Source organism: Bacillus sp. Pc3 (assembly GCF_000815145.1).
GTDB classification, from domain to species: domain Bacteria; phylum Bacillota; class Bacilli; order Bacillales; family Bacillaceae; genus Bacillus; species Bacillus velezensis.
In genome coordinates this window covers 2,593,402-2,614,628 of sequence record NZ_CP010406.1, presented here as the reverse complement: position 1 = coordinate 2,614,628, position 21,227 = coordinate 2,593,402, and the positions used below count along the sequence as shown (strand labels likewise).

The 21,227-nt window shown below is 44.2% G+C and carries 22 protein-coding genes; 1 reads left to right on the top strand and 21 read right to left on the bottom strand.

The window, feature by feature from the left end:
• Positions 1 to 456: 456 nt before the first annotated feature.
• The 5 genes from SB24_RS20595 to ctpB form a co-directional block, all read right to left on the bottom strand.
• Positions 457 to 846, bottom strand: coding sequence for an SDR family NAD(P)-dependent oxidoreductase (locus tag SB24_RS20595; RefSeq protein WP_306167746.1), 390 nt, complete (start codon positions 844 to 846; stop codon positions 457 to 459).
• A complete protein-coding gene (locus SB24_RS20590; RefSeq protein WP_154019763.1) occupies positions 847 to 1,011 on the bottom strand; it encodes a Rossmann-fold NAD(P)-binding domain-containing protein in 165 nt (54 codons plus the stop codon).
• 913 nt (positions 1,012 to 1,924) lie between these two features.
• Positions 1,925 to 3,115, bottom strand: coding sequence for a cell division topological determinant MinJ (locus SB24_RS12515; protein ID WP_015418323.1), 1,191 nt, complete (start codon positions 3,113 to 3,115; stop codon positions 1,925 to 1,927).
• Between the two features lie 74 nt (positions 3,116 to 3,189).
• On the bottom strand, positions 3,190 to 3,543 hold the full coding sequence (gene swrA, locus SB24_RS12510; RefSeq protein ID WP_014305920.1) for a swarming motility protein SwrAA: 354 nt from the start codon (positions 3,541 to 3,543) through the stop codon (positions 3,190 to 3,192).
• Between the two features lie 372 nt (positions 3,544 to 3,915).
• Complete coding sequence (gene ctpB, locus SB24_RS12505) at positions 3,916 to 5,274, bottom strand: carboxy-terminal processing protease CtpB (protein ID WP_406741580.1); 1,359 nt, start codon at positions 5,272 to 5,274, stop codon at positions 3,916 to 3,918.
• Between the two features lie 209 nt (positions 5,275 to 5,483).
• Here ctpB and SB24_RS12500 point away from each other — a divergent pair, with 209 nt between their 5' ends.
• On the top strand, positions 5,484 to 6,890 hold the full coding sequence (locus SB24_RS12500) for a right-handed parallel beta-helix repeat-containing protein (protein WP_015418325.1): 1,407 nt from the start codon (positions 5,484 to 5,486) through the stop codon (positions 6,888 to 6,890).
• A 46-nt stretch (positions 6,891 to 6,936) separates the two neighbouring features.
• On the opposite strand, the gene ftsX is transcribed toward SB24_RS12500, so the two are convergent.
• The 16 genes from ftsX to flgL all read right to left on the bottom strand — a co-directional run bounded on the left by ftsX (position 6,937) and on the right by flgL (position 21,227).
• Positions 6,937 to 7,827 carry a permease-like cell division protein FtsX gene (ftsX, locus tag SB24_RS12495; protein WP_007407464.1) on the bottom strand — a complete coding sequence of 297 codons (891 nt, stop codon included), beginning with the start codon at positions 7,825 to 7,827 and terminating at the stop codon, positions 6,937 to 6,939.
• Positions 7,820 to 8,506, bottom strand: coding sequence for a cell division ATP-binding protein FtsE (gene ftsE / locus SB24_RS12490; protein ID WP_007407465.1), 687 nt, complete (start codon positions 8,504 to 8,506; stop codon positions 7,820 to 7,822). The genes ftsX and ftsE overlap by 8 nt, the downstream gene beginning before the upstream one ends.
• A 218-nt stretch (positions 8,507 to 8,724) precedes the next feature.
• Complete coding sequence (gene cccB / locus SB24_RS12485; protein WP_007614074.1) at positions 8,725 to 9,066, bottom strand: cytochrome c551; 342 nt, start codon at positions 9,064 to 9,066, stop codon at positions 8,725 to 8,727.
• A gap of 35 nt (positions 9,067 to 9,101) precedes the next feature.
• On the bottom strand, positions 9,102 to 9,950 hold the full coding sequence (locus tag SB24_RS12480) for a YitT family protein (protein ID WP_012118565.1): 849 nt from the start codon (positions 9,948 to 9,950) through the stop codon (positions 9,102 to 9,104).
• 168 nt (positions 9,951 to 10,118) lie between these two features.
• Positions 10,119 to 11,220, bottom strand: a protein-coding gene (prfB, locus tag SB24_RS12475) for a peptide chain release factor 2 (protein ID WP_096034905.1) whose coding sequence is annotated in 2 segments (ribosomal slippage) — positions 10,119 to 11,147 and positions 11,149 to 11,220 — 1,101 coding nt in all. Because the reading frame shifts where the segments join, the coding sequence is not laid out codon by codon here.
• Positions 11,221 to 11,294: 74 nt separating this feature from the next.
• Positions 11,295 to 13,820, bottom strand: coding sequence for a preprotein translocase subunit SecA (gene secA / locus SB24_RS12470; RefSeq protein ID WP_020956414.1), 2,526 nt, complete (start codon positions 13,818 to 13,820; stop codon positions 11,295 to 11,297).
• Between the two features lie 166 nt (positions 13,821 to 13,986).
• Positions 13,987 to 14,553, bottom strand: a complete 567-nt coding sequence (gene hpf, locus SB24_RS12465) for a ribosome hibernation-promoting factor, HPF/YfiA family (protein ID WP_003151413.1) — start codon at positions 14,551 to 14,553, stop codon at positions 13,987 to 13,989.
• A gap of 194 nt (positions 14,554 to 14,747) precedes the next feature.
• Positions 14,748 to 15,125 carry a DUF8042 domain-containing protein gene (locus SB24_RS12460; protein WP_003151412.1) on the bottom strand — a complete coding sequence of 126 codons (378 nt, stop codon included), beginning with the start codon at positions 15,123 to 15,125 and terminating at the stop codon, positions 14,748 to 14,750.
• Positions 15,126 to 15,134: 9 nt separating this feature from the next.
• On the bottom strand, positions 15,135 to 15,479 hold the full coding sequence (gene fliT, locus SB24_RS12455) for a flagella biosynthesis regulatory protein FliT (RefSeq protein ID WP_007407472.1): 345 nt from the start codon (positions 15,477 to 15,479) through the stop codon (positions 15,135 to 15,137).
• Positions 15,479 to 15,880, bottom strand: a complete 402-nt coding sequence (gene fliS / locus SB24_RS12450; RefSeq protein WP_003151407.1) for a flagellar export chaperone FliS — start codon at positions 15,878 to 15,880, stop codon at positions 15,479 to 15,481. Before fliS ends, fliT begins: the two co-directional genes overlap by 1 nt.
• A gap of 19 nt (positions 15,881 to 15,899) precedes the next feature.
• Complete coding sequence (locus SB24_RS12445; protein ID WP_039253661.1) at positions 15,900 to 17,420, bottom strand: flagellar hook-associated protein 2; 1,521 nt, start codon at positions 17,418 to 17,420, stop codon at positions 15,900 to 15,902.
• 250 nt (positions 17,421 to 17,670) lie between these two features.
• Positions 17,671 to 18,825, bottom strand: a complete 1,155-nt coding sequence (locus SB24_RS12440) for a flagellin N-terminal helical domain-containing protein (protein WP_039253658.1) — start codon at positions 18,823 to 18,825, stop codon at positions 17,671 to 17,673.
• Positions 18,826 to 18,969: 144 nt separating this feature from the next.
• Positions 18,970 to 19,194: a carbon storage regulator CsrA gene (gene csrA / locus SB24_RS12435; protein WP_003151402.1), complete on the bottom strand. Its 225-nt coding sequence runs from the start codon at positions 19,192 to 19,194 to the stop codon at positions 18,970 to 18,972.
• Positions 19,188 to 19,619, bottom strand: a complete 432-nt coding sequence (gene fliW, locus SB24_RS12430) for a flagellar assembly protein FliW (protein ID WP_007407475.1) — start codon at positions 19,617 to 19,619, stop codon at positions 19,188 to 19,190. The genes csrA and fliW overlap by 7 nt, the downstream gene beginning before the upstream one ends.
• Before the next feature lie 29 nt (positions 19,620 to 19,648).
• Positions 19,649 to 20,218 (bottom strand): DUF6470 family protein, encoded by a 570-nt coding sequence (locus SB24_RS12425; protein WP_039253655.1) that lies wholly within the window; start codon positions 20,216 to 20,218, stop codon positions 19,649 to 19,651.
• Between the two features lie 91 nt (positions 20,219 to 20,309).
• Positions 20,310 to 21,227 (bottom strand): flagellar hook-associated protein FlgL, encoded by a 918-nt coding sequence (flgL, locus tag SB24_RS12420; RefSeq protein ID WP_003151396.1) that lies wholly within the window; start codon positions 21,225 to 21,227, stop codon positions 20,310 to 20,312.

Sequence of the window (21,227 nt, the reverse complement as noted above, 5' to 3'; positions counted from 1 at the left end):
CAAAGGGCGTGGTTTAAACCCACCGCCCTTAGCCTTCGGGTTGGATAGTAATAATCAGAATCACTTAAAAAAACACTCAATAATGCCCCCGTTGTCAAGACACGATTTTTTGAGGAAAAAGTTATGTCCTTCTTATCATGTCATGTAGCATTTCAGGATGCGATCTGTTCTCAATATATCATTTTTTTACATTTTCCAATTTAATAGCGTGCAGAAAGGCAAACAGCCTCTGCACGCTTGTGTATAAATCTTAAATTTCAACTTATATCTTATATCATACAGCAGTCATTTTCTTGATCATCCAGACGGTGCCACATCAAATGCTCATCGGTTTCCCTTGATAGTCAACGAAAACAAATTCACTATCGATACGAACTTGTCGATTAATGAGATTATAAATATCTTCTGCTGTTTCTTTTGGATGTGTCGGGGCTATCATTCCTCCTATATCCGTCCTTACCCACCCTGGTGGACGGAAAGGACTTGAATGCCTTCATTCTTTGCTACATGGAGCTTCTCGGACAACATATTTAAGGCAGCTTTCGACAATCCATAAGGATAATCACCACTATATGCATTTGTTAGACTACCACCTTCTGACGAGATGTTGATAATGGATTGATTCTCACCCTTTTTCAGCAAAGGTAGAAAATGTTTAATCACACGGGCTGGTCCTAACGTGTTGACATCAAATGCTAGTTTGATAGCCTCTATATCAAGATCCTCAATAGACGTACCTCTTCCATTAAGAATGGCAGCATTATTGATAATCACATCAAGACTTTCACCTACATTACGAGCTGCTTCACGAACAGATTCCTCGTCTGTGACATCTAAATGAAGAATTTATAACTGGTTGCTATTTTTCTCTTTTAATTTGGTTAATTGAGTCCTTTTTTGTTCATTCGCATCTCTGACTCCAGCAAAAACTCGGTACCCTTTTTCTAATCCAACTTCGACAAATCCAAGCCCTAAGCCCCTATTTGCCCCAGTAATTAATATATCCACCATAATCCTCCCAGATTTTTTTAATAGTTATTTTACGGATGCATGTGATAGCAATAGGTAAGACTTTGATGTAATCGCCATCTTTTCCCCTGCTCCGCACCCAACGTGCGATTTTCACCGCATTGGGCGTTCCATCTTATTCTTTTATGCTAAAGTAATTCTACAAATTTAAGGTTCCATATCGCATCTATTTGAGTATCAAAGGTTTTAATTTCATAATATAAATTATAAAAAAAATGAACAAAACTAATACAATCCTATTCTACCTTTACATAACTAACAATTTCAGTTCAAATCCACAGTTACATTTTTTTAATGTTTTTCTTATCGGAGATATCTTACTGTTACATCTTGGGCATTCATTAACCAAATACAAATTATGTATGGGACAAATAACATTAACTGTATAGTTCCAAATTTTCTTCTGATAAAAATTCCCATTAAAACAAGCTGGGCAAATTTTATCAGCATATGAATTAATACCTAACTTAAAGCCCGTCCTTATAAATCCAAGATTAGTGGTATCCATAATTTTATCATTAAAAGTCATACTCCATAATTCTCTTTCAGTAATACCAGTAATGTTGCTCAGTAACTCTAAACTTATCTTACCCGCATCACCTCTAACAATTTTCTTTTTTTATCTGAGCCATAGTATATATCCAACTCGAATTTTCATAACCATTATAATCAGTTATTCTTAATATATATTCTGCTAAAGATTCATCTTCTAAAGGTTTTGGAGTTAGCAATAACCTTTCCAATAAGCCATACCTCTCCTTCATTTATTTTTTTATTATTTCAAAATAAAACAGCTAAGAAAATATAATTTTCTTAGCTGTTTTACTTTCTAACTGATTTTGAAATCTAGTTTAGGAGTTCTTGAAACTATTCCGAATAATTATGAAAAATCACATTATAATGCTGTCATTTCTTCGTGCTCGTGTTCATCCTGCACGAATAAAATACCTAATTCATGATGTTCGCCTTCATAGGACGCGCGCTGATCAAACCGGATCTCACCGTTCAGGCCGATGATCTCCATTTTTACAAATGCGCGGTTTTTTTGAAGTGCTTCATAAAAATCCGACACATGCTTCACGGGGATGCCGTTTACTTTCGTAATAACCTCACCGATCTTCAGCTCAAGATCGTCCGCGGGTGTATTCGGAATGATGCCGAGCACCATTAAACCCTGATCCCGCTTAGAGAAATAAAACGGAGCCGCGTTATCGTTCAGCCGCTGTCTCAATGATAAAAACAGGCGTCCGAGCACCGCAATACAAGCGGCAGCTCCGGCAAGCGGAGTCCACCAAAGGGCCGCTGCCCCGAATGCGGTCACGATAACCCCGAGAATCATGACACGTTTCGCCGTTATCCTTATGCTGACTTCCGGAAGTGACCCCTGCACACGCTGTCCGAAGCCGGCGATATAAGGAATCCAGATCAAATGGAAAGAGCCGCCCGGCACGGTAAAGACAGGCCACCAAGAAAGGTGTGACTCAAGCCCGCTGCCCGGCACCAATAAGAAAAGCGGAAGCAGCCATGCGCGATTCGCCAATTGTCGGCCGATGGGCAGGCCTCTGCTGCTGACGACAAGCGCCGGAGATGTTTTCAGATGCGCTGAACGGCAGGCAGCCGCTCCCTCCGTGATAATCAAAAGGCCCATAAACACGGCCGCCGATGCCCAATTCACGCCGAATGCCTGCGGAAACCGATCCGCAAACGGCACTGTGTGGGTATACTGAAGGATAAACGCAATGAACATGCCGGCGCTGACAATATAAGCTGAGGACAGCCAATTCATACGGAACGTCAGCGAAGCCAAAGCCGTCACAGCCGCGATTATGCCGAGAAGACCGAATGGAATAGAAATTCCCAGTCCAAAAAATAATATGGAGAGAAGAATACCCGGTATAAGTCCTTTTATGTATGTAAAGATAAGCTCGTCATACATATCCGCGATTTTTGTATGAAACGTATGGCGTTCACGTTTGATCCGCAAATATCCGCATGCGAGACTTATGATGATAAAAAACCAGAACATCGGGTGCAAAAAAAACAGACCGATACTTTTCAGAAGTTCAATTCCCCATTGAACAGACACTGCTTTCACCGCCTCAAGCCAAACATTTTAATTCTATTCTACCAAATAATCATTGGCTTGAATATCTCAAACGTTTATCTCTCTTCCGTCATCCACAGCGTTACATTTGAGAGAGAGAAATCTTTCAGATAGTGGTCAACCTCCACCTCGATCACGCCGCTGATTAGAAGCATGGACCGCTTAATATCTGTCAGATTGATTCCTAAACGTTTATGGTTTTTCATTAAGTAAGTGAAATAATGCTTCGCACACTCTTCATTGATTTCGTGAACGCATTCAACATTTGTGTAATTGACCAGGTATCTGCTGAACAGCATAAGAAGACTTAGTGCTTTTGTTGATGAAAATGTGACGTCTTTTGTTCTGTCTTTTAGTTGTTCCACTAATTCATAATATTTTTTTTCACGCACAATACTTGCCCTCTTCAATTGTGAACCCCCATTTTTTTATCCAGATAAGCACGGGTGATTACAGCTGCCGTGCTGAAGCGCCGCAAACACTTCTGCTTTCGATACTGAAATGCAGCTGCCAAACTAAAACTGTTCTCTATTAGAACCTTCTTTTATTGTAAGAACTAAAACTGACTGAGGCAACTTTCAAAAGTTTCATTTTGAATACATATTAACTCGGCATAAAGTCTCTCTTCTCTATAAATATCGGGTAATGTTTGTCCTTTATAAATGTTTAAATGTGAAAATTTTTTTAATATCTTGTCAAAACCGACATAATTATATGTCTTTTGGTTCGTTTTTAGAGTATGACAAAAGAAACAGGAGACGAAAAAAACGCCTCCTCTTCATTTATTTTACAAATAATGATTTTAACGCCATTTGCAGCTGTAAATCATTTTTTTCGTCAGATTTCTTTTCATTCATCAGCTGATTCATTTTTTCCGCTGTCTTTTTATCAATGACCGCTGTTTTATCAAGCTTGTACCGGTCTTGAAACGCCAGAACGGCTTTTTTCATTGTTTTGCTGAAATAGCCGTCCGCTCTGCCCGGGTCGAAGCCTAGGCCTTTCAGCAGGATTTGGGCGTGTTTGACATCCGCGCTGTTCATATCAGGCTGAAGCGGCTGTTTCAGCTGAAGCGGTCCCGCCGCAAAATAATCCGGCTGGCTCACGGCGATTGTCGGAGCAATGCCTTTTCTGTGAATCCAATTGCCTTTCGGTGTCAGCCATTTGTAAAGCGTCAATTTAATGTTGCTCCCGTCTCCCATAGGCACGGCCTGCTGAACCGTTCCTTTACCGAAAGAAGTGTCACCGACAACGTCATAATGTCCCGCTTCTTTTAACGCGCCCGCAAGAATTTCTGAAGCGGAGGCGCTTCCTTTATCCGTAATGACATTGACGGGATACGGCTTCTTATGTTTTAAGGTTGAGAAATATTGTTTTTTATCGCCGTTACGCTCCGCAATTTGGATATACGGCATGTCTTTTGTGATGAAATGCTTTAAAATTTGTTCGACGCTTTGAAGGTAGCCGCCGGGATTCCCTCTTACATCAAGGACGAGACCGTCAATCCCTTGTTTTTCAAGCTTTTTCAGCGCCGCGGCGAAGTCCTGGGCGGTATGCTCGGAAAATGTCGATATTCCGATGTAGCCGACATGATGACCGCCTGATTCTTTGCGGGAAGCAAATACGGTTTCAAGCGGGATTTCCGCTCTTTTAATCCGGAATGACAGCTGTTTATCAGTACCCGGACGCTGTATTTTAATAGAAACCTTCGATCCTTTTTTTCCTCTGATTTTCAGCACGGCTTCGTTTAAACCTTTCCCGCTCATTGACTCGCCGTTTATGCTGATGATTTCATCATTCGGCTTGAGTCCCGCTTTTTCCGCCGGAGATTGCTTAAACGGTGATACGATAATGATTTTATTGTCTTTCATACCGACTTCAGCGCCGATCCCTTCGAAAGAAGAATCAAGAGAATCGGAAAACTGCTTAGCTGTCTGCTTGTCCATATAAACGGAATAAGGGTCGTTTAATGTAGACAGCATCCCCTGAATCGCTCCTTCAAGAAGCTTTTCGTTATCTACATTTTCCACGTATTCGTTCGAGATCAGCTCATATGCTTTTTCGATTTTTTCCATTGCCCGGCTTCTTTCTGCGTCTGATGAATTCGGCTGTGCCGCCCCGGCAATATGGGCTCCGCCGCACATGATGCTGACGGCCGCTATCACTGCGATCATTTTCTGCTTCATCGTTTACCTCCTCTTAGTCCTTTTACGAAAACCTGGAGATAGTATGTGTAAATTGCAAAGAATTCATGTAACGGCAACAAAAAAATGAAAACGCGAGATTGTTTCATATATATGGGTAACGTATAATATTTTGTATGCAATTCATTAAATATACAGGAGAATGCGATATGAAAATAAAATTATCGATTTTATCCGCGGCGGTTCTGGCCGCAGGCATTACCGCCTTTGTCTGGCCAAAAACAGAGGCCAATGAAAAAACGCAGACGGACGCCTTGTATGTTTCTCCCGCAGGCAGCGACCAAAATGAAGGAACGTTAGAAAAGCCGTTCCGCACATTAAAACATGCGGCTGAAAAGGCAGAGGCCGGGACAACCGTATTGATTCGGGAAGGGACGTACGATGAAACGTTTGAAGTAAAGCACAGCGGCACGGCCGAAAAGCCGATTACATTTCGGAACTATCAGAATGAGCATGTCTCAATCAGCGGCAAATCTGCGCCAAAAAGCGATTCTGAAACTCCGTTAATTCAAATCCGCAATAAACAGTACATTACCATTCACGGCGTTACGCTTGAGAACCTCTCCGTATCATCAGAAGATGCGACGGCCATGGGAATTTGCGTCACCGGATCAAGCAGTCATATCAACATTGACGGCAACCATATCCGAAACATTAAAACCACGGCTGATGAGGGAAATGCACACGGCATCGCGTTTTACGGCACAGGCGCCATGAAGGATGTCAGCATCACAAATAATACGGTTGAAAAACTGACGCTCGGCGCAAGCGAAGCGGTCGTGCTGAACGGGAATGTTGACGGATTTAAGATTGCCGGCAATACCATCCGGGACAATAACAATATCGGGATTGACGTGATCGGATACGAAGGAACGTCCAAGCAAAACGACTATGCGCGAAACGGCGTTATTGAAAACAATACGGTGAGCCATAACTCTTCTTACGGAAATCCCGCTTACGGAAATGAATATTCAGCGGGCGGTATTTACGTTGACGGCGCAGAACATGTGGACATTAAGAAGAACACCGTTTACAACAATGACCTTGGGATTGAAGCCACCTCTGAGCATCAAGGGAAATACGCACGTGATATCCGGATTACGGATAACAAGGTGTACGGCAATGCTTACACCGGTATTTCAATCGGAGGCTATGACACGAAACGCGGCGGCACCATCAATTCGGTGATCGCTCATAACATTATGTATCGAAATGACACGAAGGACCTTGATGGCGGCCAGCTGCTGCTGCAGTACGGCACAAAAGGGAACACGATCGAAAAAAACATCATGACGGCAAGCGGTTCACGGATTTTTATCGCAAATGATTATACGAAAAACGAAGGCAATACCGTTAATCATAACGTCTATCACAAAGAAGCGGGAAAAGACGGCATTTGGAATTGGAAGAACAGAGAATATGATTCATTCACAGCGTACAAAAAAGGAACGGCAAACGATTCGGATTCCATTTATGCGGACCCGATGTACCGTGACGAATCGTCTTATGACTTTACATTAAAGCCCGGATCACCGGCCCTGCCCGTCATTCAGTAACGAAACCATTAAAAAAAGCCAGTCTATATCAGACTGGCTTTTGTATTTATACACGAAGGAATTTCCGGATGGAAGTCAGACTTCCCCATACTCCGATAACCGCGCCGATCAGAATGAGCACAAGTGATACTTGAAACACAAACGGACTGTACGGCAGAAGTGAAACAAATGATCCCTGAACTTTCGGGGCCACCCAAGCGACCATCGACTGGTACGTACTCAGCACGAGAGCGATCGGTATGATAGAACCGAATACCCCCAGCAGCAGCCCTTCCAGGAAGAACGGCCAGCGGATAAACCAGTTTGTCGCGCCGACAAGCTTCATGATTTCAATCTCTTTTCTTCTGGCGAAAATCGTGATTTTAATCGTATTTGAAATTAAGAACATCGCCGTGAACAGAAGGCCGATGATTAACGCAATCCCGATGTTGCGTGACACCCCGACGATCTTAAACAGACGGCTGACTTCTTCTTTCCCGTATGTCACTTTATACACATGATCCAGCTTCTCAATTTTTTTCGCGACTTTCGGCGTATCATGCGGATCTGTCGTTTTGACGATAAACGCGTTGTTCAGCGGGTTTTCCTGATCTTGCATTTTCATGGCCTTTCCGCTGTCGCCGAAGCTTTTGACCAATTGATCAAGCTCTTTATCTTTAGATGAAAACTCTACGCTTTGGATTCCCGAGATGTCTTTAATCTCATTCTGCAGCGTATCCTGCGTTTTCTTATTAGACGTCAGATCGATTAATACTTTAATTTCCACTTCTTTTTCAGCATTTTTAGCCATGTTGTTTAAATTCAGCATAATGACTAAAAACACGCCGACCAAAATCAATGTAACGGTAACGGCACTGATGGATGCAAATGTCATCCATGTGTTTCTTCCGAGAGATTTAAAACTCTCACGCAAATGGCGCCCGAGAATTTTAATCATAAGAACCATACTCCCCTCTTGACTCATCACGCACAATAATTCCGTCTTCGATCGCGATGACCCGTTTCTTCATGGTGTTTACTATTTCTTTATTGTGTGTCGCCATCACGACGGTCGTTCCGCGGTTATTAATCTCTTCCAGCGTCTTCATGACTTCCCATGATGTTACCGGATCAAGGTTGCCCGTCGGTTCGTCAGCTATCACGACGTCAGGATTGTTGACGATGGATCTTGCGATGGAAACACGCTGCTGTTCTCCTCCGGAAAGCTGGTCGGGAAACTGCCGCGCTTTATGCTTCAGCTGCACAAGATCGAGCACTTCGAGCACGCGTTTTTTAATGACTGACTGCTGCTCTCCGATCACCTCAAGTGCAAACGCGACGTTTTCAAACACCGTCAATTTCGGAAGAAGTTTGAAATCTTGGAAAACAACACCTATTTTACGCCGCACGAAAGGAATCTCTTTTTCTTTCACAGACGCGAGATCTTTATGATTAATCAATATTTGCCCTTTTGTCGGCTTTTCTTCTCTGTAAATCATTTTAATAAAAGTAGATTTACCGGCTCCGCTCGGTCCCACGACATATACAAATTCTCCGGGATGAATCATGACTGACAGCCCGTTAATCGCTTTTACACCGTTCGGATAGGATTTATATACTTCTTTCATCTCTATCATGAAATCACCTAATCTTTTAATTATGTCTTGCAGCCATAGAGTTCGCAAACGTACAGCGGTTTATGGCCGATTTACCAGGAAACAGATGAAAAATCTGAAAGTTCCTTTTCCTCAGTACACTTCATTATACGTCAAATTTAGACATATTACTATTACAGTTTCTTTTCATTCCCAAACCGTGAAAAAACCTTGCCCCTATAACAGGCAAGGTTTTTCTGTTATTTTTTCTGTGACAGCCATTTTGCGATCTCAGCGGCTTCCTTATCATTTACAAGATGGCTCGGCATATTGCCGCGTCCGTTTTTAATGATGCTTTCAATTTTAGCTTCATCATACTTCCCGCCGACTTCCTGTAAATTCGGGCCTCCGCCGCCTTCTAAGTCTTTTCCGTGACAGCCGATACAGCTTTGCTGATAAAGCTCTTCTCCTGCTGACGCAGAAGCTTTTGATCCGCCTGAGCTGTCAGAGCTTTCTTTTTTCGATTCATTGGATCCGCCGCATGCCGCCAGCAGGACGGACATGGTCAGAACCAGCGCCAGCAGCGCCCATTTTGATTTCATATGTAAGATGCACCCCTTCGCTATTATAACCCCGTTTACGCGCGTTTGAAACCCTCGCCGAGCACCTCGCTTGCGTCTGCGACAATAACAAAGGCTGACTCATCAATTTGTTTGACGATTTGTTTCAGTTTTGTGAATTCGGTCTGGCCGACGACACACATTAAGATAGGCCGGTCATGTTCCGTATACCCGCCGACTGCGGAAATCTTCGTCACACCCCTGTCGATTTCTTTAAACACAGCCGATCTGACGGCTTCTTCATGCTGCGTAATGATTAAAGCCATTTTGGAACGGTTGAACCCGACCTGCACGACATCAATCGTTTTGCTTGAAATAAATACTCCGAGCATCGCATACAGTCCCTGCTCCACTCCGAAAACGAGCATCGCGCTCAGCACAATTAATCCGTCCATGATGGCGAGGCACGTTCCCAGCGAAAGCCCCGTGTATTTGTGAATGATCTGGCCCGCCAGAGCCGTTCCCCCCGTGGAGCCTTTGCCGAGATACACGATGCCGATTCCCGTTCCGATCCCGACGCCTCCGAAAATCGCCGCCAGCAGTTCATGGGTCGTCGCGGCAGGCAGATCTCTTGTCAAATAGACGGCGAGCGGCAGAACGATGGAACCGACCAGTGTCTTCATTCCGAACTTCCCGCCGAGAATAATCACTCCGGCGATAAACAAAGGGATGTTAATAATCCACTGCACGTAAGCCGGTTCAAAACCAAACGTTTCTAAAATGGTGCTGATCCCGCTTACTCCCCCCGCTGCTATACGGTTCGGCAGCAAAAATACGTTAAACACGATCCCCGTAATCGCCGCGCCGATCATGATGTATATATAATCTTTGATCAGACGGAGCGGCTTATTGTGATTCACATCCATGCAAAATCCTCCGTTCTCCGATTTTCTCTCGATAGCATTTTAAGTCTTCCCGGCTTAGAAGTAAATAACAGCCAAATACCGTATTAATTTGCTAAAGCGCTGTTGTGAAAAATGGAAAAGAGAACGGATAAAAAAACACACCTTGCCAAAGGCAGGTGTGTTCCCGGATTATGACAGTTTAGAACGTAAATAGGCGTCAATGAAGATATCGATATCTCCGTCCATAACCGCCTGCACGTTCCCCATTTCCGTATTGGTGCGGTGATCTTTCACCATGGAGTACGGATGGAAGACGTACGAGCGGATTTGGCTGCCCCAGCCGATTTCTTTCTGTTCGCCGCGGATTTCGTCAAGCTCCGCCTGCTGTTCTTCAATTCTGCGCTGATACAGCTTCGCTTTGAGCATTTTCATCGCCCGGTCGCGGTTTTTGATTTGTGAACGTTCCGTCTGGCACGTGACGACTACATTTGTCGGGAGGTGGGTGATCCGAACGGCTGAATCAGTCGTATTGACGTGCTGTCCGCCGGCACCGCTCGCCCGGTACGTATCAACTTTAATATCTTCGGTACGAATATCAATGTCGATTTCTTCATTGAATTCAGGCATGACTTCACATGACACGAATGACGTGTGACGGCGGCCTGATGAATCAAATGGAGAAATCCGCACGAGGCGGTGTACGCCTTTTTCCGCTTTTAAATAGCCGTATGCATTGTGGCCTTTAATAAGCAGTGTGACTGACTTAATTCCTGCTTCATCTCCCGGGAGATAATCAAGCGTTTCAACTTTGAAACCGCGTCTTTCCGCCCAGCGGGTATACATTCTGAGCAGCATGGAACCCCAGTCCTGGGATTCCGTACCGCCGGCCCCCGGATGAAGTTCTAAAATCGCGTTATTTTTGTCATATGGTTCACTGAGCAGCAGCTGAAGCTCAAATTCATTCAATTCCTTCGTTAATGACTTCAGCTCTTTTTCAAGCTCTTGCTGAAGGTCCTGGTCAGGTTCTTCTTTTAAAAGATCATGTGTCATTTGCAGCTCTTCGTGAGACTCGCTCAGCTGATGATAGGAGTTCACGTATTCTTTCAGACCGTTCGCTTCATTGATGACGGTTTGGGCCTTCTGCTGGTCATTCCAGAATTCCGGTTCCGCCATCTTTTCATCTAATTCTGCAATGCGGGCTTCCTTTGATTCGAGGTCAAAGAGACCCCCTGAAGTCCGCTAAACGAGAAGCCATATTTTCGAGCTCTGCCCTGATTTCTGATAATTCCATTCCATTCACCTCATTAAAAGATCCGGGGCGCCATAAGACGCAGACCCGGTCATGTTCGCTTCATACAGTCGAGACTATTCTGTCCGGCCGCAGCAATTTTTATATTTTTTTCCGCTCCCGCAATGGCAAGGCGCGTTACGTCCGATATCCACAACTTTGCGGACCGGCGCTTTTTTCGCTTGTTTGGCCTCATCGCCGTCCTGCGGCTGATGAGCCGTCGTTTGGCCCTGAACAACTTCTTCGCGTTCCAGATTGCTTTCAATCTCGGCCTTCATGACGAATTTCGCAACCTCGTCCTCAATGGACTCAATCATGTGCTCAAACATAGCGAAACCTTCCATTTGGTATTCACGCAGCGGATTTGTCTGCGCATAGGCGCGAAGGTGAATCCCTTGACGCAGCTGATCCATCGCATCAATATGATCCATCCATTTTGAATCGACGGCACGCAATACGATGACTTTTTCGAATTCACGCATCTGCTCTGTGCCGAAATTCTCTTCTTTTTCATTATATTTTGTCATGATGCGATCCATGATCATCTCATGCATTTCATCCGGTTCTTTTCCGAAGATATCGCTCTTTTCAAGCGCGCCTTCATCAAGATACGTTGTATTCACCAGCTCCACGAGGCCGTCAAGATTCCATTCTTCCGGAAGCTCCTCTTTCGGCGTATAAGCGGCAATCGCACGCTCCAGAGAAGACTTGATCATGCCTTCCACAATGTCACGCAGGTTTTCAGAGTCAATGACTTCAAAACGCTGCTTGTAAATGACTTCGCGCTGCTGACGGAGCACGTCGTCATATTGAAGAAGCTGTTTACGTGAATCGAAGTTGTTTCCTTCGACACGTTTTTGAGATGATTCCACGGCGCGTGACACCATTTTGCTCTGAATCGGCGTGGAGTCATCCATACCGAACCGGTCAAGCATCGCCATCGTCCGTTCAGCTCCGAAACGGCGCATCAATTCATCTTCCATTGAAAGATAAAATTGTGTGATACCCGGGTCCCCCTGACGCCCTGAACGTCCGCGGAGCTGGTTGTCAATCCGGCGGGATTCATGGCGTTCCGTACCGACGACTGCAAGGCCGCCAAGCTCTTTTACGCCTTCACCGAGTTTAATGTCGGTTCCGCGTCCCGCCATGTTGGTCGCAATCGTGACAGCGCCTTTTTGTCCCGCTTCCTCAATAATCTGAGCTTCACGCTCATGGTTTTTGGCATTGAGCACCTGATGCGGAATCCCTTTGTTTTTCAGAAGTTTAGAAATCAATTCAGACGTTTCAACGGCAACCGTACCGACAAGAACCGGCTGTCCGGTCATGTAGCGCTGGGCGACATCCTCCGCCACCGCCTTGAATTTCCCTTCCATTGAGCGGTAGATCAAGTCCGGACGGTCGTCACGGATGACCGGCTGGTTGGTCGGGATGGATACAACCTGCATGTTATAAATATTGCGGAATTCTTCCTCTTCCGTTTTTGCGGTACCGGTCATACCGGCAAGCTTTTCGTACATACGGAAATAGTTTTGGAACGTAATCGTCGCCAATGTCATGCTTTCATTTTGAATCTCCAGGCCTTCTTTCGCCTCAATCGCCTGGTGAAGACCTTCGCTGTAGCGGCGTCCTTTCATCAGACGGCCGGTGAAGGAATCAACGATGACGACCTGGCCGTCCTCAACAACATAATCCACGTCTTTCTGCATCGCCGCATGGGCTTTTAAAGCCTGGTTGATATGGTGGTTCAAGGCCACGTTTTTGACATCAAACAGGTTGTCGATGCCGAACGTTTTTTCAGCCTTCGTCATTCCTTCTTCCGTCAGCTGAACGCCCTTCGTTTTGACGTCATACGTATAATCCTGATCTTTTTTGAGCGTGCGGACAAACGCATTTGCCTGCACGTACAGTTTTGTGGACTTCTGAGCTTGTCCGGAAATAATCAATGGCGTTCTCGCTTCATCGACTAAAATTGAATCGACTTCATCAATAACGGCAAAATGAAGCGGGCGCTGTACCATTTGTTCTTTATAGAGCACCATGTTGTCACGCAAATAATCAAAGCCGAGTTCATTGTTCGTTGAATACGTGATATCGGCTGCGTAAGCTTCTCGTTTTTCGTCTTTTGACATCGAATTCAGGTTCAGGCCGACTGTAAGCCCGAGAAACGCAAAAATTTCTCCCATTTGCTGGGCATCACGGCTCGCCAGATATTCGTTGACCGTTACGACGTGAACGCCTTTTCCCGTCAACGCATTTAAATACACGGGAAGCGTGGACGTCAGCGTTTTCCCTTCCCCTGTTTTCATTTCGGAAATGTTCCCCTCATGAAGGGCGATGCCCCCCATCAGCTGCACTTTAAACGGGAACATGCCGGTTACGCGGCGGGAAGCTTCACGAACGACGGCAAACGCTTCGACAAGAAGGTCATCCGTCGTTTCTCCTTTTTCAAGCCGCTCTTTAAATTCTGCCGTTTTATGTTTAAGCGCCTCGTCAGAGAGATTTTCATAATCTCCTCTTACGGCATCAATGTCATTTGCTATTTTTTCGTATTTGTTCAGCGCACGTTTGGTCGGATCAAACATTTTATTTAAAATCCCAAGCATCTATAACGCTCCTCTATGTTCACATGCAGATTTTGCATGGAATAAATGATAATTTTCTGTCCATGTATACCTCTCATTATCATAACATACCTTTTGCCATTTCCAAAGAATTTGCAGGTAAAGATAGAGAAAAACCTTCCGCGCGTTCACGGAAGGCTGGATGGGTTTATTCAGTCGGTTCAATTAATCCGTATTTGCCGTCATTTCTGCGGTAAACGACGTTTGTGAGATTCGTCTCCGCGTTGGTGAATACGAAGAAATTATGTCCGAGCATATTCATTTGGAGAATCGCTTCTTCATTATCCATCGGTTTTAAATTAAAACGCTTTTGACGGACAATTTCCGGGCTGTCATCTTCAATTTCGTCCTGAACCGCTACGCCCGTATCAGCAGCGCTGCCGTTCTCGAAATAATGTTTCGGAAGACCCTGCTCGCGGAATTTTCGGTTGACTTTTGTTTTGTGCTTTCGGATTTGACGTTCCAGCTTGTTTGTTGCGAGATCAATTGCATTGTACATATCCTCGTTATGCACTTCAGAACGAAGCGCCAGATCAGTCATCGGAATGGTGACTTCAACTTTGGATTCCTTATCATTATAGAATTTTAAGTTGACGTTCACATCGGCATTGACGCTCTGCTCGAAATATCGCTCCAGCTTGCCGATTTTTCTCTCCACATGATCCTTTAACGCAGGTGTAACCTCAATGTTTTCTCCTCTGATATTGTAGTTCATCAAAGAACGCCTCCCTTTATCTAAGGATATGTAACTATTTCTCTTTTACCCCTTCTGATCCCTGCTGAAACGTTAAAATAATGTGTAAATTCGGTGAACGATGACGAATGGTGTCGGTTTTATCCGGCAGCTTTCGCCAGGATTATAAGTATATGCGGAGGACGCAGGCAAAAGACCTGCCGCTTGCAGCAGGTCTAGTGAAGAACATACGGTTTGATGCAGTCGTGCGTCTGCTCCATCCATAGCTTATAATGCGGCAGAAAGATGGTTTTTAAAAACTCCTGAAAAGGGGCGGACGGGAAATCATAATCATTTAACATGCTGAAATCCTGAAAGATCTCGTCAAATGAGCGGATCGCCGTCTCCACGCATCGGCACTCAATGATAGACAGCAGAAGCGCATGAGAGGAATCGAGATGAAAAAAAGCCTGAATCAAATCGTTGTAAATCCGCTCGCCCTCCGTCTTAAAAAAATCATCCTGCGTGTCCAACAGGTAGCAAAGCCCCTCATCAATCGTAAAAAGAAGCTGGTAATAGGCTGACACCAAATGGTAATCGTTCAAACTTCTCAAAACACTCACCTATTTGCGTTTGTCGTAATAACGGCCGTCACTTGTCGTTTGATGATACGGATTGAAATACGTATTATGGTAGATTCGTTTTTTCTTAAGCGTTTTTATTTCATTTCGGATACCATCCTGAATCCGTTTCACTTCGCCGGTAATCAGACGGTCCATCGCGGCCACCTGCTGAAGCAGCGTTTTTTCTTCTTCGGAAAAAGGCGGCTTTATGCCCGCAAGCATCTCCTCCCTTTTCTCCGTAAATGCCGTAACGCTGCTGATAAGACCGTCGCTTTCCGGGGCGTCCTTCAGTGCGGCGTACATGTTCTTCGTTTCGTTATACAAAGAAAAGACATTGCTGTTCATCAGGCAAGGCCGCCCGCGCCATGGCTGTTTTTCCGTTCACTCTGCATGGCCTGCTTCCACGTGTCGCGAAATTCAGTAACGAGCTTTTCCGCTTCATCTAAAAATTCTCCGTTATTCTGCACGTTCGCGTCGATCAGCCGGCGGCGGATGTAATCATAAATGGATGACATCTGTTCAGAAATCTCAATCTCCCGGTTTAACGTGATGCTGAGCTCTTGAATGATGTTTTGCGCCTTTACGATATTTTCATTTTTGGCTTCAAGGTTGTTTTGCTTCATCGCCTGCCTGGCCAGCTTAATGAATCGCAGGCAGCCGTTATAAAGCATAAGAGTCAGCTCTTCCGGAGCGGCTGTAAAGACGGATGTCTGCTGATAAGCAGCAAAAGGATTATTTATTGCCATTTTTATAAAACCTCCAAGGTTATGATGTTGAAGATCCTAACATTGACGTGAGATATGAAGATTGGCTGTTCAATTTCTCCAATGCCGTATCCAGTGCGCTGAACTTTTTATAATATCTCGTCTCGATGTCATCCAGCTTCGTTTTCATATTGGAAATATTTGTTTCTATTTCATCCAGGCTTTTTCCGATGGTAAAGCTGGTTGATACCGAGCTTTCCGTACCCGCCTGTTTTGAAATTTGAATCTGCATTTTGTTTAATGTGTCTTTTAATCTCCGGGCAATCCCCTGTTCCTCCGGGTTTTTGGTTTTCGCTGTATCAGGGCTGTCTGCATTAAACAGTTTAGCCACGAGAGCAGGATTCTCGGTAATTTTCTGTTTCAGTTTCGCTTCGTCTTTAATGACAAGCTTTCCTTGATCCGTATAACTATCAGACGTCTCAATTCCGAAATCTGCAAGCTGATATTTTTTCCCGTCAATCGTAACCGTTGAGTACAGATCAAGCCGCATCTCCGCCAAACCGTTCTGCAGCGTGCTGTCGCTCCGTAATAAACCGCTTTTGGCCTTTGCTTCCCACTGCTCAATCTGCTTATCGGTCATCGCTTCTCTTTGTTCATCGGTTAGCGGCTTATAATCACGGTATTTTGATTCCGACGCCTTCTCGTTTACACTTTTAATTAACGTATTGTATTTATCAACGAAATCTTTAATGTTGTCAAAAATGCCGTCCGTATCAGTCGTGCTGTTAATCGTAACCGTTTTATTGCTGTCCGTCACGCTGTTCAGCGTGTATTTGATGCCGTTGATCGTAAAGTTATTGGACGTTTTTGTCATTTCAAGCCCGTTGAACGTAAATTTCGCGTTTTTCCCTTCGGCATTGGCCGTCAGTTCATTTGTCGCATCATCAACGGCAAAACCGAGCTGATCTTTCAGAAAGCTTTTGGTCGCGTCATCACCTGCTGAGAGGGTAAATCCTTCCCCCGTTTTATTGGAAGTGAACGCAATCGTGTCCACATAATCCGTGCCGTTAGAGATTTTTTCTTTTAAAGCCGTCACTCCGAGGCCTGAGCTGTTCAGTTTAGAAATGACATCGTCAATCGTATCGGTTGCGGCGATCGTGACGTTTACCTCAGTCGGCTTCGTTTCACCCGGATTTGTGACATTGAATTTCAATGTTTGGCTTTGACCCGAAGTGAAATTGATGGCGCCCGATGATTTATATGTCGTCGGCGTGGCCAGCTGCTGTACAGACATACTCGTTGAAATATTCTGCTCAGCACTGACGGCCACCGCGCTGACACTGGAATCCGAACTTGTTACTGTTTTTTTATTCCAGTTTGTAGACATCAGCATATTATTAAATGTAGTAGAATACATGTCGGCAATCTGGGTATTCATTTCCCGATAAGCATCGCGCTTCCATTCAAGCGTCTGCTTTTGCTGGTTTAATTTATTTAGCGGCTGCTTTTCGGCATCCATCATTTTTTTCACCAGAGAATCTACATCAAGACCGGAATTAAGGCCTGTGATTCTTGTGACCATATGTACCCTCTCCTTTTCGGCGTTTAGTCGTAGACGGCTCTATGACAACAGTGAGTTTCCGACTGTTTATCATATCATAGCTCCATAAATGTATGATCTTATTCTTATATCGGTCATATTAAAAGGTTTTCAATAATTTAACTGCAAAATATATTGTTTCATTTTGTCAATAGGGTTCTTTGGCTTGCTGAAGGGGGAGATAGCTGAAGAAATAAAAAAAAGACCCTGGAGAACCAGGATCTTTCCGTCATTAACCTTTAAGCAATTGAAGAACTTGCTGAGGCTGTTGGTTAGCTTGCGCAAGCATAGCTTGAGAAGCCTGAGTAAGGATGTTGTTTTTCGTGTACTGCATCATCTCAGAAGCCATGTCTACGTCACGGATACGTGATTCAGCAGAAGTCAGGTTCTCAGAAGAAGTACCAAGGTTGTTGATTGTGTGCTCTAAACGGTTTTGAACCGCACCAAGTTTAGCGCGCTCGCTAGATACTGTGTCGATAGCTGTTTTGATTGTTGTAAGAGCTGAAGACGCAGCTTTAGCTGAAGATGAGATGTCGATACCTTTTGTAGCGTCTTTATTTACTGTAGTAGAAGTTGTAGTGTCAGCTCCTACAGTAGCTTTTTTAGTTAAGTCTGCGCCATCAATAGCAGTAGCTTTAACAGCCCCTGTTTTATTTAAAGAATTTAGAACGTCTTCTTGTGAAGCAGTAATAGTACCATCAGCTTTTTGCGCTAATGTTACAGTTACTGTTTTGCTAGTCTCATCATAAGACGCAGTTGTTTTATCTACATCAGAAGTTCCAGCCGCAGTGAATGAAATTTTAACGGCTTCTCCTTGATCATTTCTTACTTCGAGTTCAGAGTTTCCATCAAGTGCTGTCTTTTCGCCAACTTGGCCAATAACTTTTAAAGAATCAGCGTTCATGTTGTTGATTGAAAGGCTCATAGTTTGACCTTCGTTAGCACCGATTTGGAAAGTCAGTTTGTCAGCCGTGCCATCAAGCAATTTCTTTGTGTTAAACTCAGTATCTGTAGAAATTCTTGTCACTTCAGAAGAAAGCTGATCCATCTCTTTCTGTAACTCGTCACGGTCAGAAGTGGTGTTTGTATCGTTCGCCGCTTGTGTAGCAAGCTCGCTCATACGCTGAAGAATGCTGTGAGTTTCGTTTAATGCACCCTCAGCCGTTTGGATAAGAGAGATTCCGTCTTGAGCGTTTTTAGACGCCATGTCTAAACCGCGGATTTGAGAACGCATTTTTTCAGAGATCGCAAGACCCGCAGCGTCATCACCAGCGCGGTTGATGCGAAGACCTGAAGATAATTTTTCCATGTTTTTTGCAGCAGAGTTTGAACCTGCATTCAGCTGACGGCTAGTGTTAAGAGCCGCGATATTGTGGTTGATTCTCATTTTGTATTTCCTCCCTGAATTGTTTTTCGCACGTCCTTGTGCATTTGCGCAGCGTCATTTCCGAAGAAAATTTTTCCTCTCATTGGCTACAATATATATATCGGACAGCCGCTTCTATTGTTTATATTGAAAATAAAAAAATCCTCACTTTTTTTGTGAGGATAAGTTAAGTAATAAATCAGTATTAAAAGATACGGCTCTGTTGTTCTCTTCCAGGATCGACAAGTAGATTTCTTTCCGATGAATATCTACGTGCTGAGGCGCTTCAATTCCCAGCTTCACTTGTTCTCCTTCGATGGCGATCACCTTTATTTCAATATCCGGCCCGATCTGAATGGACTCATTCACTTTTCTTGAGAGAACTAGCATGATCCTCCTCCTATCAGATGTTTTGTTTCATAGGAAGCATCATGTAAAATGATTTGTTTCGCCTTCATTTCCTTTTTATTGACGATAATCGGCGCTTTTAAATTGGCGGTCGTGTTTTCAAAAGGCTCTTCCAGCGTTAAAATCGCCATCACTTCGACGTCCTCTATATCTTCAATATGCAAAAGTTCAAGCGTCGCATGGTCAATGTCAAATTCATACCCTTTAAAGAAAATAAACGGACTGGCGACAATAAAGGCGATGTGCTCCTGTTTGACAGACTGCAGCGCCAAAAACGGTGAATCTTCCGACAAAGGAAGAACAACAAATTGAGTCTCGTCATTAAATCCCGGCAGGCCGTTTTCAAATGAGATAATCTGCCCTTCGTCTATTCTGATTTCTCCGTGATATTTTGTTTTAATTATCATGCTTCACAATCCTTTACCACTTTCATCTTTTATTCTGCGTTGCCATCGTCAACCGAAATCGTCACCTTAGGGTCTTGCATCATATCAATCTGAACTTTCCCCGGCGTATAATTCCATACAGGTTTATTGACGGCTGCTTCAATTGAAGCTTTACGGGCTTCAATATCAATCGTAAGCTTTGAAGGAATGCAGTCAATGTCGACGAGAAACTGCGCAGGCAGAAAGTCGCTGAATTCGCCAAATGGATCGGGCGGTCTGACATCTGCTGCCTGCCGGGCCATCACATTGCCCGTTTTCTTTTCGATAGCCGCCATTTCCTTCCCTTCCCTGACTGTTTTTGCAATAAACTCGCTGCAGGCTTCCGCACCTTTCTGGGCGGCTTCAGCGTTCAGCTTTTCAAATGATTTGAGATTCAAGTTCTCCCACGCCCTCGTCTGGTCAATCGTCAGTTTGGCCGGCGTGCTTTCTATGTTCAGCTCTGCCGGCGGCTGCTCAATTTCCAGGTCAGCGGGCGGCTGTTCCATCTCGATTTCTTCCTTTTGAAAGGTTATACCGATTTTAGCAGGCACACTGTCAATAATCAATCTCGGCATCTGCACAGAGATCCCTCCTGTTTATAGTATTTTAGTAAAAAAAGCGATCTCCCTGTTGTGAGTCGCTTTTTTTATATATTGAAGACGATCAGTTATATTATTTCAGGAAGTCAATCAGTGACGGCTGAATGATGTTCGCATTCACTGACAGCGCTGCTCTATGAACCGTCTGTTGAGATAAATAATCAACAATTACATCTTCCATTTCTACATCTTCATTATCGGACAATACTTTTTCAGCGGTTGCCGCTTGTGATTCCAATCTTGTCTGAATGAGTTCCAATCGGTTTGTGCGTGCGCCGATATTGGATTTTTCAGCATTCATTTTGTCAGTAAAACCGTCGATATCTGACAGAATTTGATTTGAATCTGCTTCGGACAGCGTGCCTTTGCTTAAAGAAGCTTCTAAGGAGTTGAGAAATTCAAATACATTATCTCCATTTTGTGCGACGCCTCCGAAAGCTGAGTTTGGATCAGAATTCACTTTCAACACTGCTCCGTTCGAGATGTTGATGTTAACATCCGAAGCACCTGTATAATTCTCATAGTTGTACGTATATGTGCCGTCGGCATTTTCAGTGATCGGCGGGACGTCTGAATTTGTTCCGTTAAACAGATAACGTCCGTTTACCTGAGTATTCGCGACAGAAACGAGCTGCTTTTTCAGCTGGCCGATTTCTGTACCGATTGCTTTCAATTCTGTTTCACCGTTCGAATCACTTTTCGCCTGAACCATCAAGTCCCGGATTTTCCCCATAATATCCGTTTCCGAGTTTACGCTTGATTCCGAGTTTTCCAGCCATGTAAAACCTTGCGAAACATTCCGCTGATACTGGTTTACCTGCGCAAGCTGAGTACGGTACTGCATTCCCTTCATTGCAACGACCGGATCATCAGAAGCTTTCGTGATTTTTTTCCCCGTAGACACTTGCTGCTGAAGCCGATCGAGCTTGTCATAACTTGAGCCGATAAATCGAAGAGAATTTTTTGCGATCATCCCTTGAGTTACTCTCAT

Bases quoted from the DNA above. Each gene is read 5' to 3' on its own strand.
- SB24_RS12445 (WP_039253661.1), bottom strand. From the start codon at position 17,420: ATGGTCACAAGAATCACAGGCCTTAATTCCGGTCTTGATGTAGATTCT.
- hpf (WP_003151413.1), bottom strand. From the start codon at position 14,553: ATGAACTACAATATCAGAGGAGAAAACATTGAGGTTACACCTGCGTTA.
- ftsX (WP_007407464.1), bottom strand. From the start codon at position 7,827: ATGATTAAAATTCTCGGGCGCCATTTGCGTGAGAGTTTTAAATCTCTC.
- SB24_RS12500 (WP_015418325.1), top strand. From the start codon at position 5,484: ATGAAAATAAAATTATCGATTTTATCCGCGGCGGTTCTGGCCGCAGGC.
- SB24_RS12440 (WP_039253658.1), bottom strand. From the start codon at position 18,825: ATGAGAATCAACCACAATATCGCGGCTCTTAACACTAGCCGTCAGCTG.
- fliT (WP_007407472.1), bottom strand. From the start codon at position 15,479: ATGAACAGCAATGTCTTTTCTTTGTATAACGAAACGAAGAACATGTAC.
- cccB (WP_007614074.1), bottom strand. From the start codon at position 9,066: ATGAAATCAAAATGGGCGCTGCTGGCGCTGGTTCTGACCATGTCCGTC.
- ctpB (WP_406741580.1), bottom strand. From the start codon at position 5,274: ATGTGCGGCGGAGCCCATATTGCCGGGGCGGCACAGCCGAATTCATCA.
- SB24_RS20590 (WP_154019763.1), bottom strand. From the start codon at position 1,011: ATGGTGGATATATTAATTACTGGGGCAAATAGGGGCTTAGGGCTTGGA.
- fliS (WP_003151407.1), bottom strand. From the start codon at position 15,880: ATGGCAATAAATAATCCTTTTGCTGCTTATCAGCAGACATCCGTCTTT.
- secA (WP_020956414.1), bottom strand. From the start codon at position 13,820: ATGCTTGGGATTTTAAATAAAATGTTTGATCCGACCAAACGTGCGCTG.
- csrA (WP_003151402.1), bottom strand. From the start codon at position 19,194: ATGCTAGTTCTCTCAAGAAAAGTGAATGAGTCCATTCAGATCGGGCCG.
- SB24_RS12480 (WP_012118565.1), bottom strand. From the start codon at position 9,950: ATGGATGTGAATCACAATAAGCCGCTCCGTCTGATCAAAGATTATATA.
- ftsE (WP_007407465.1), bottom strand. From the start codon at position 8,506: ATGATAGAGATGAAAGAAGTATATAAATCCTATCCGAACGGTGTAAAA.
- flgL (WP_003151396.1), bottom strand. From the start codon at position 21,227: ATGAGAGTAACTCAAGGGATGATCGCAAAAAATTCTCTTCGATTTATC.
- fliW (WP_007407475.1), bottom strand. From the start codon at position 19,619: ATGATAATTAAAACAAAATATCACGGAGAAATCAGAATAGACGAAGGG.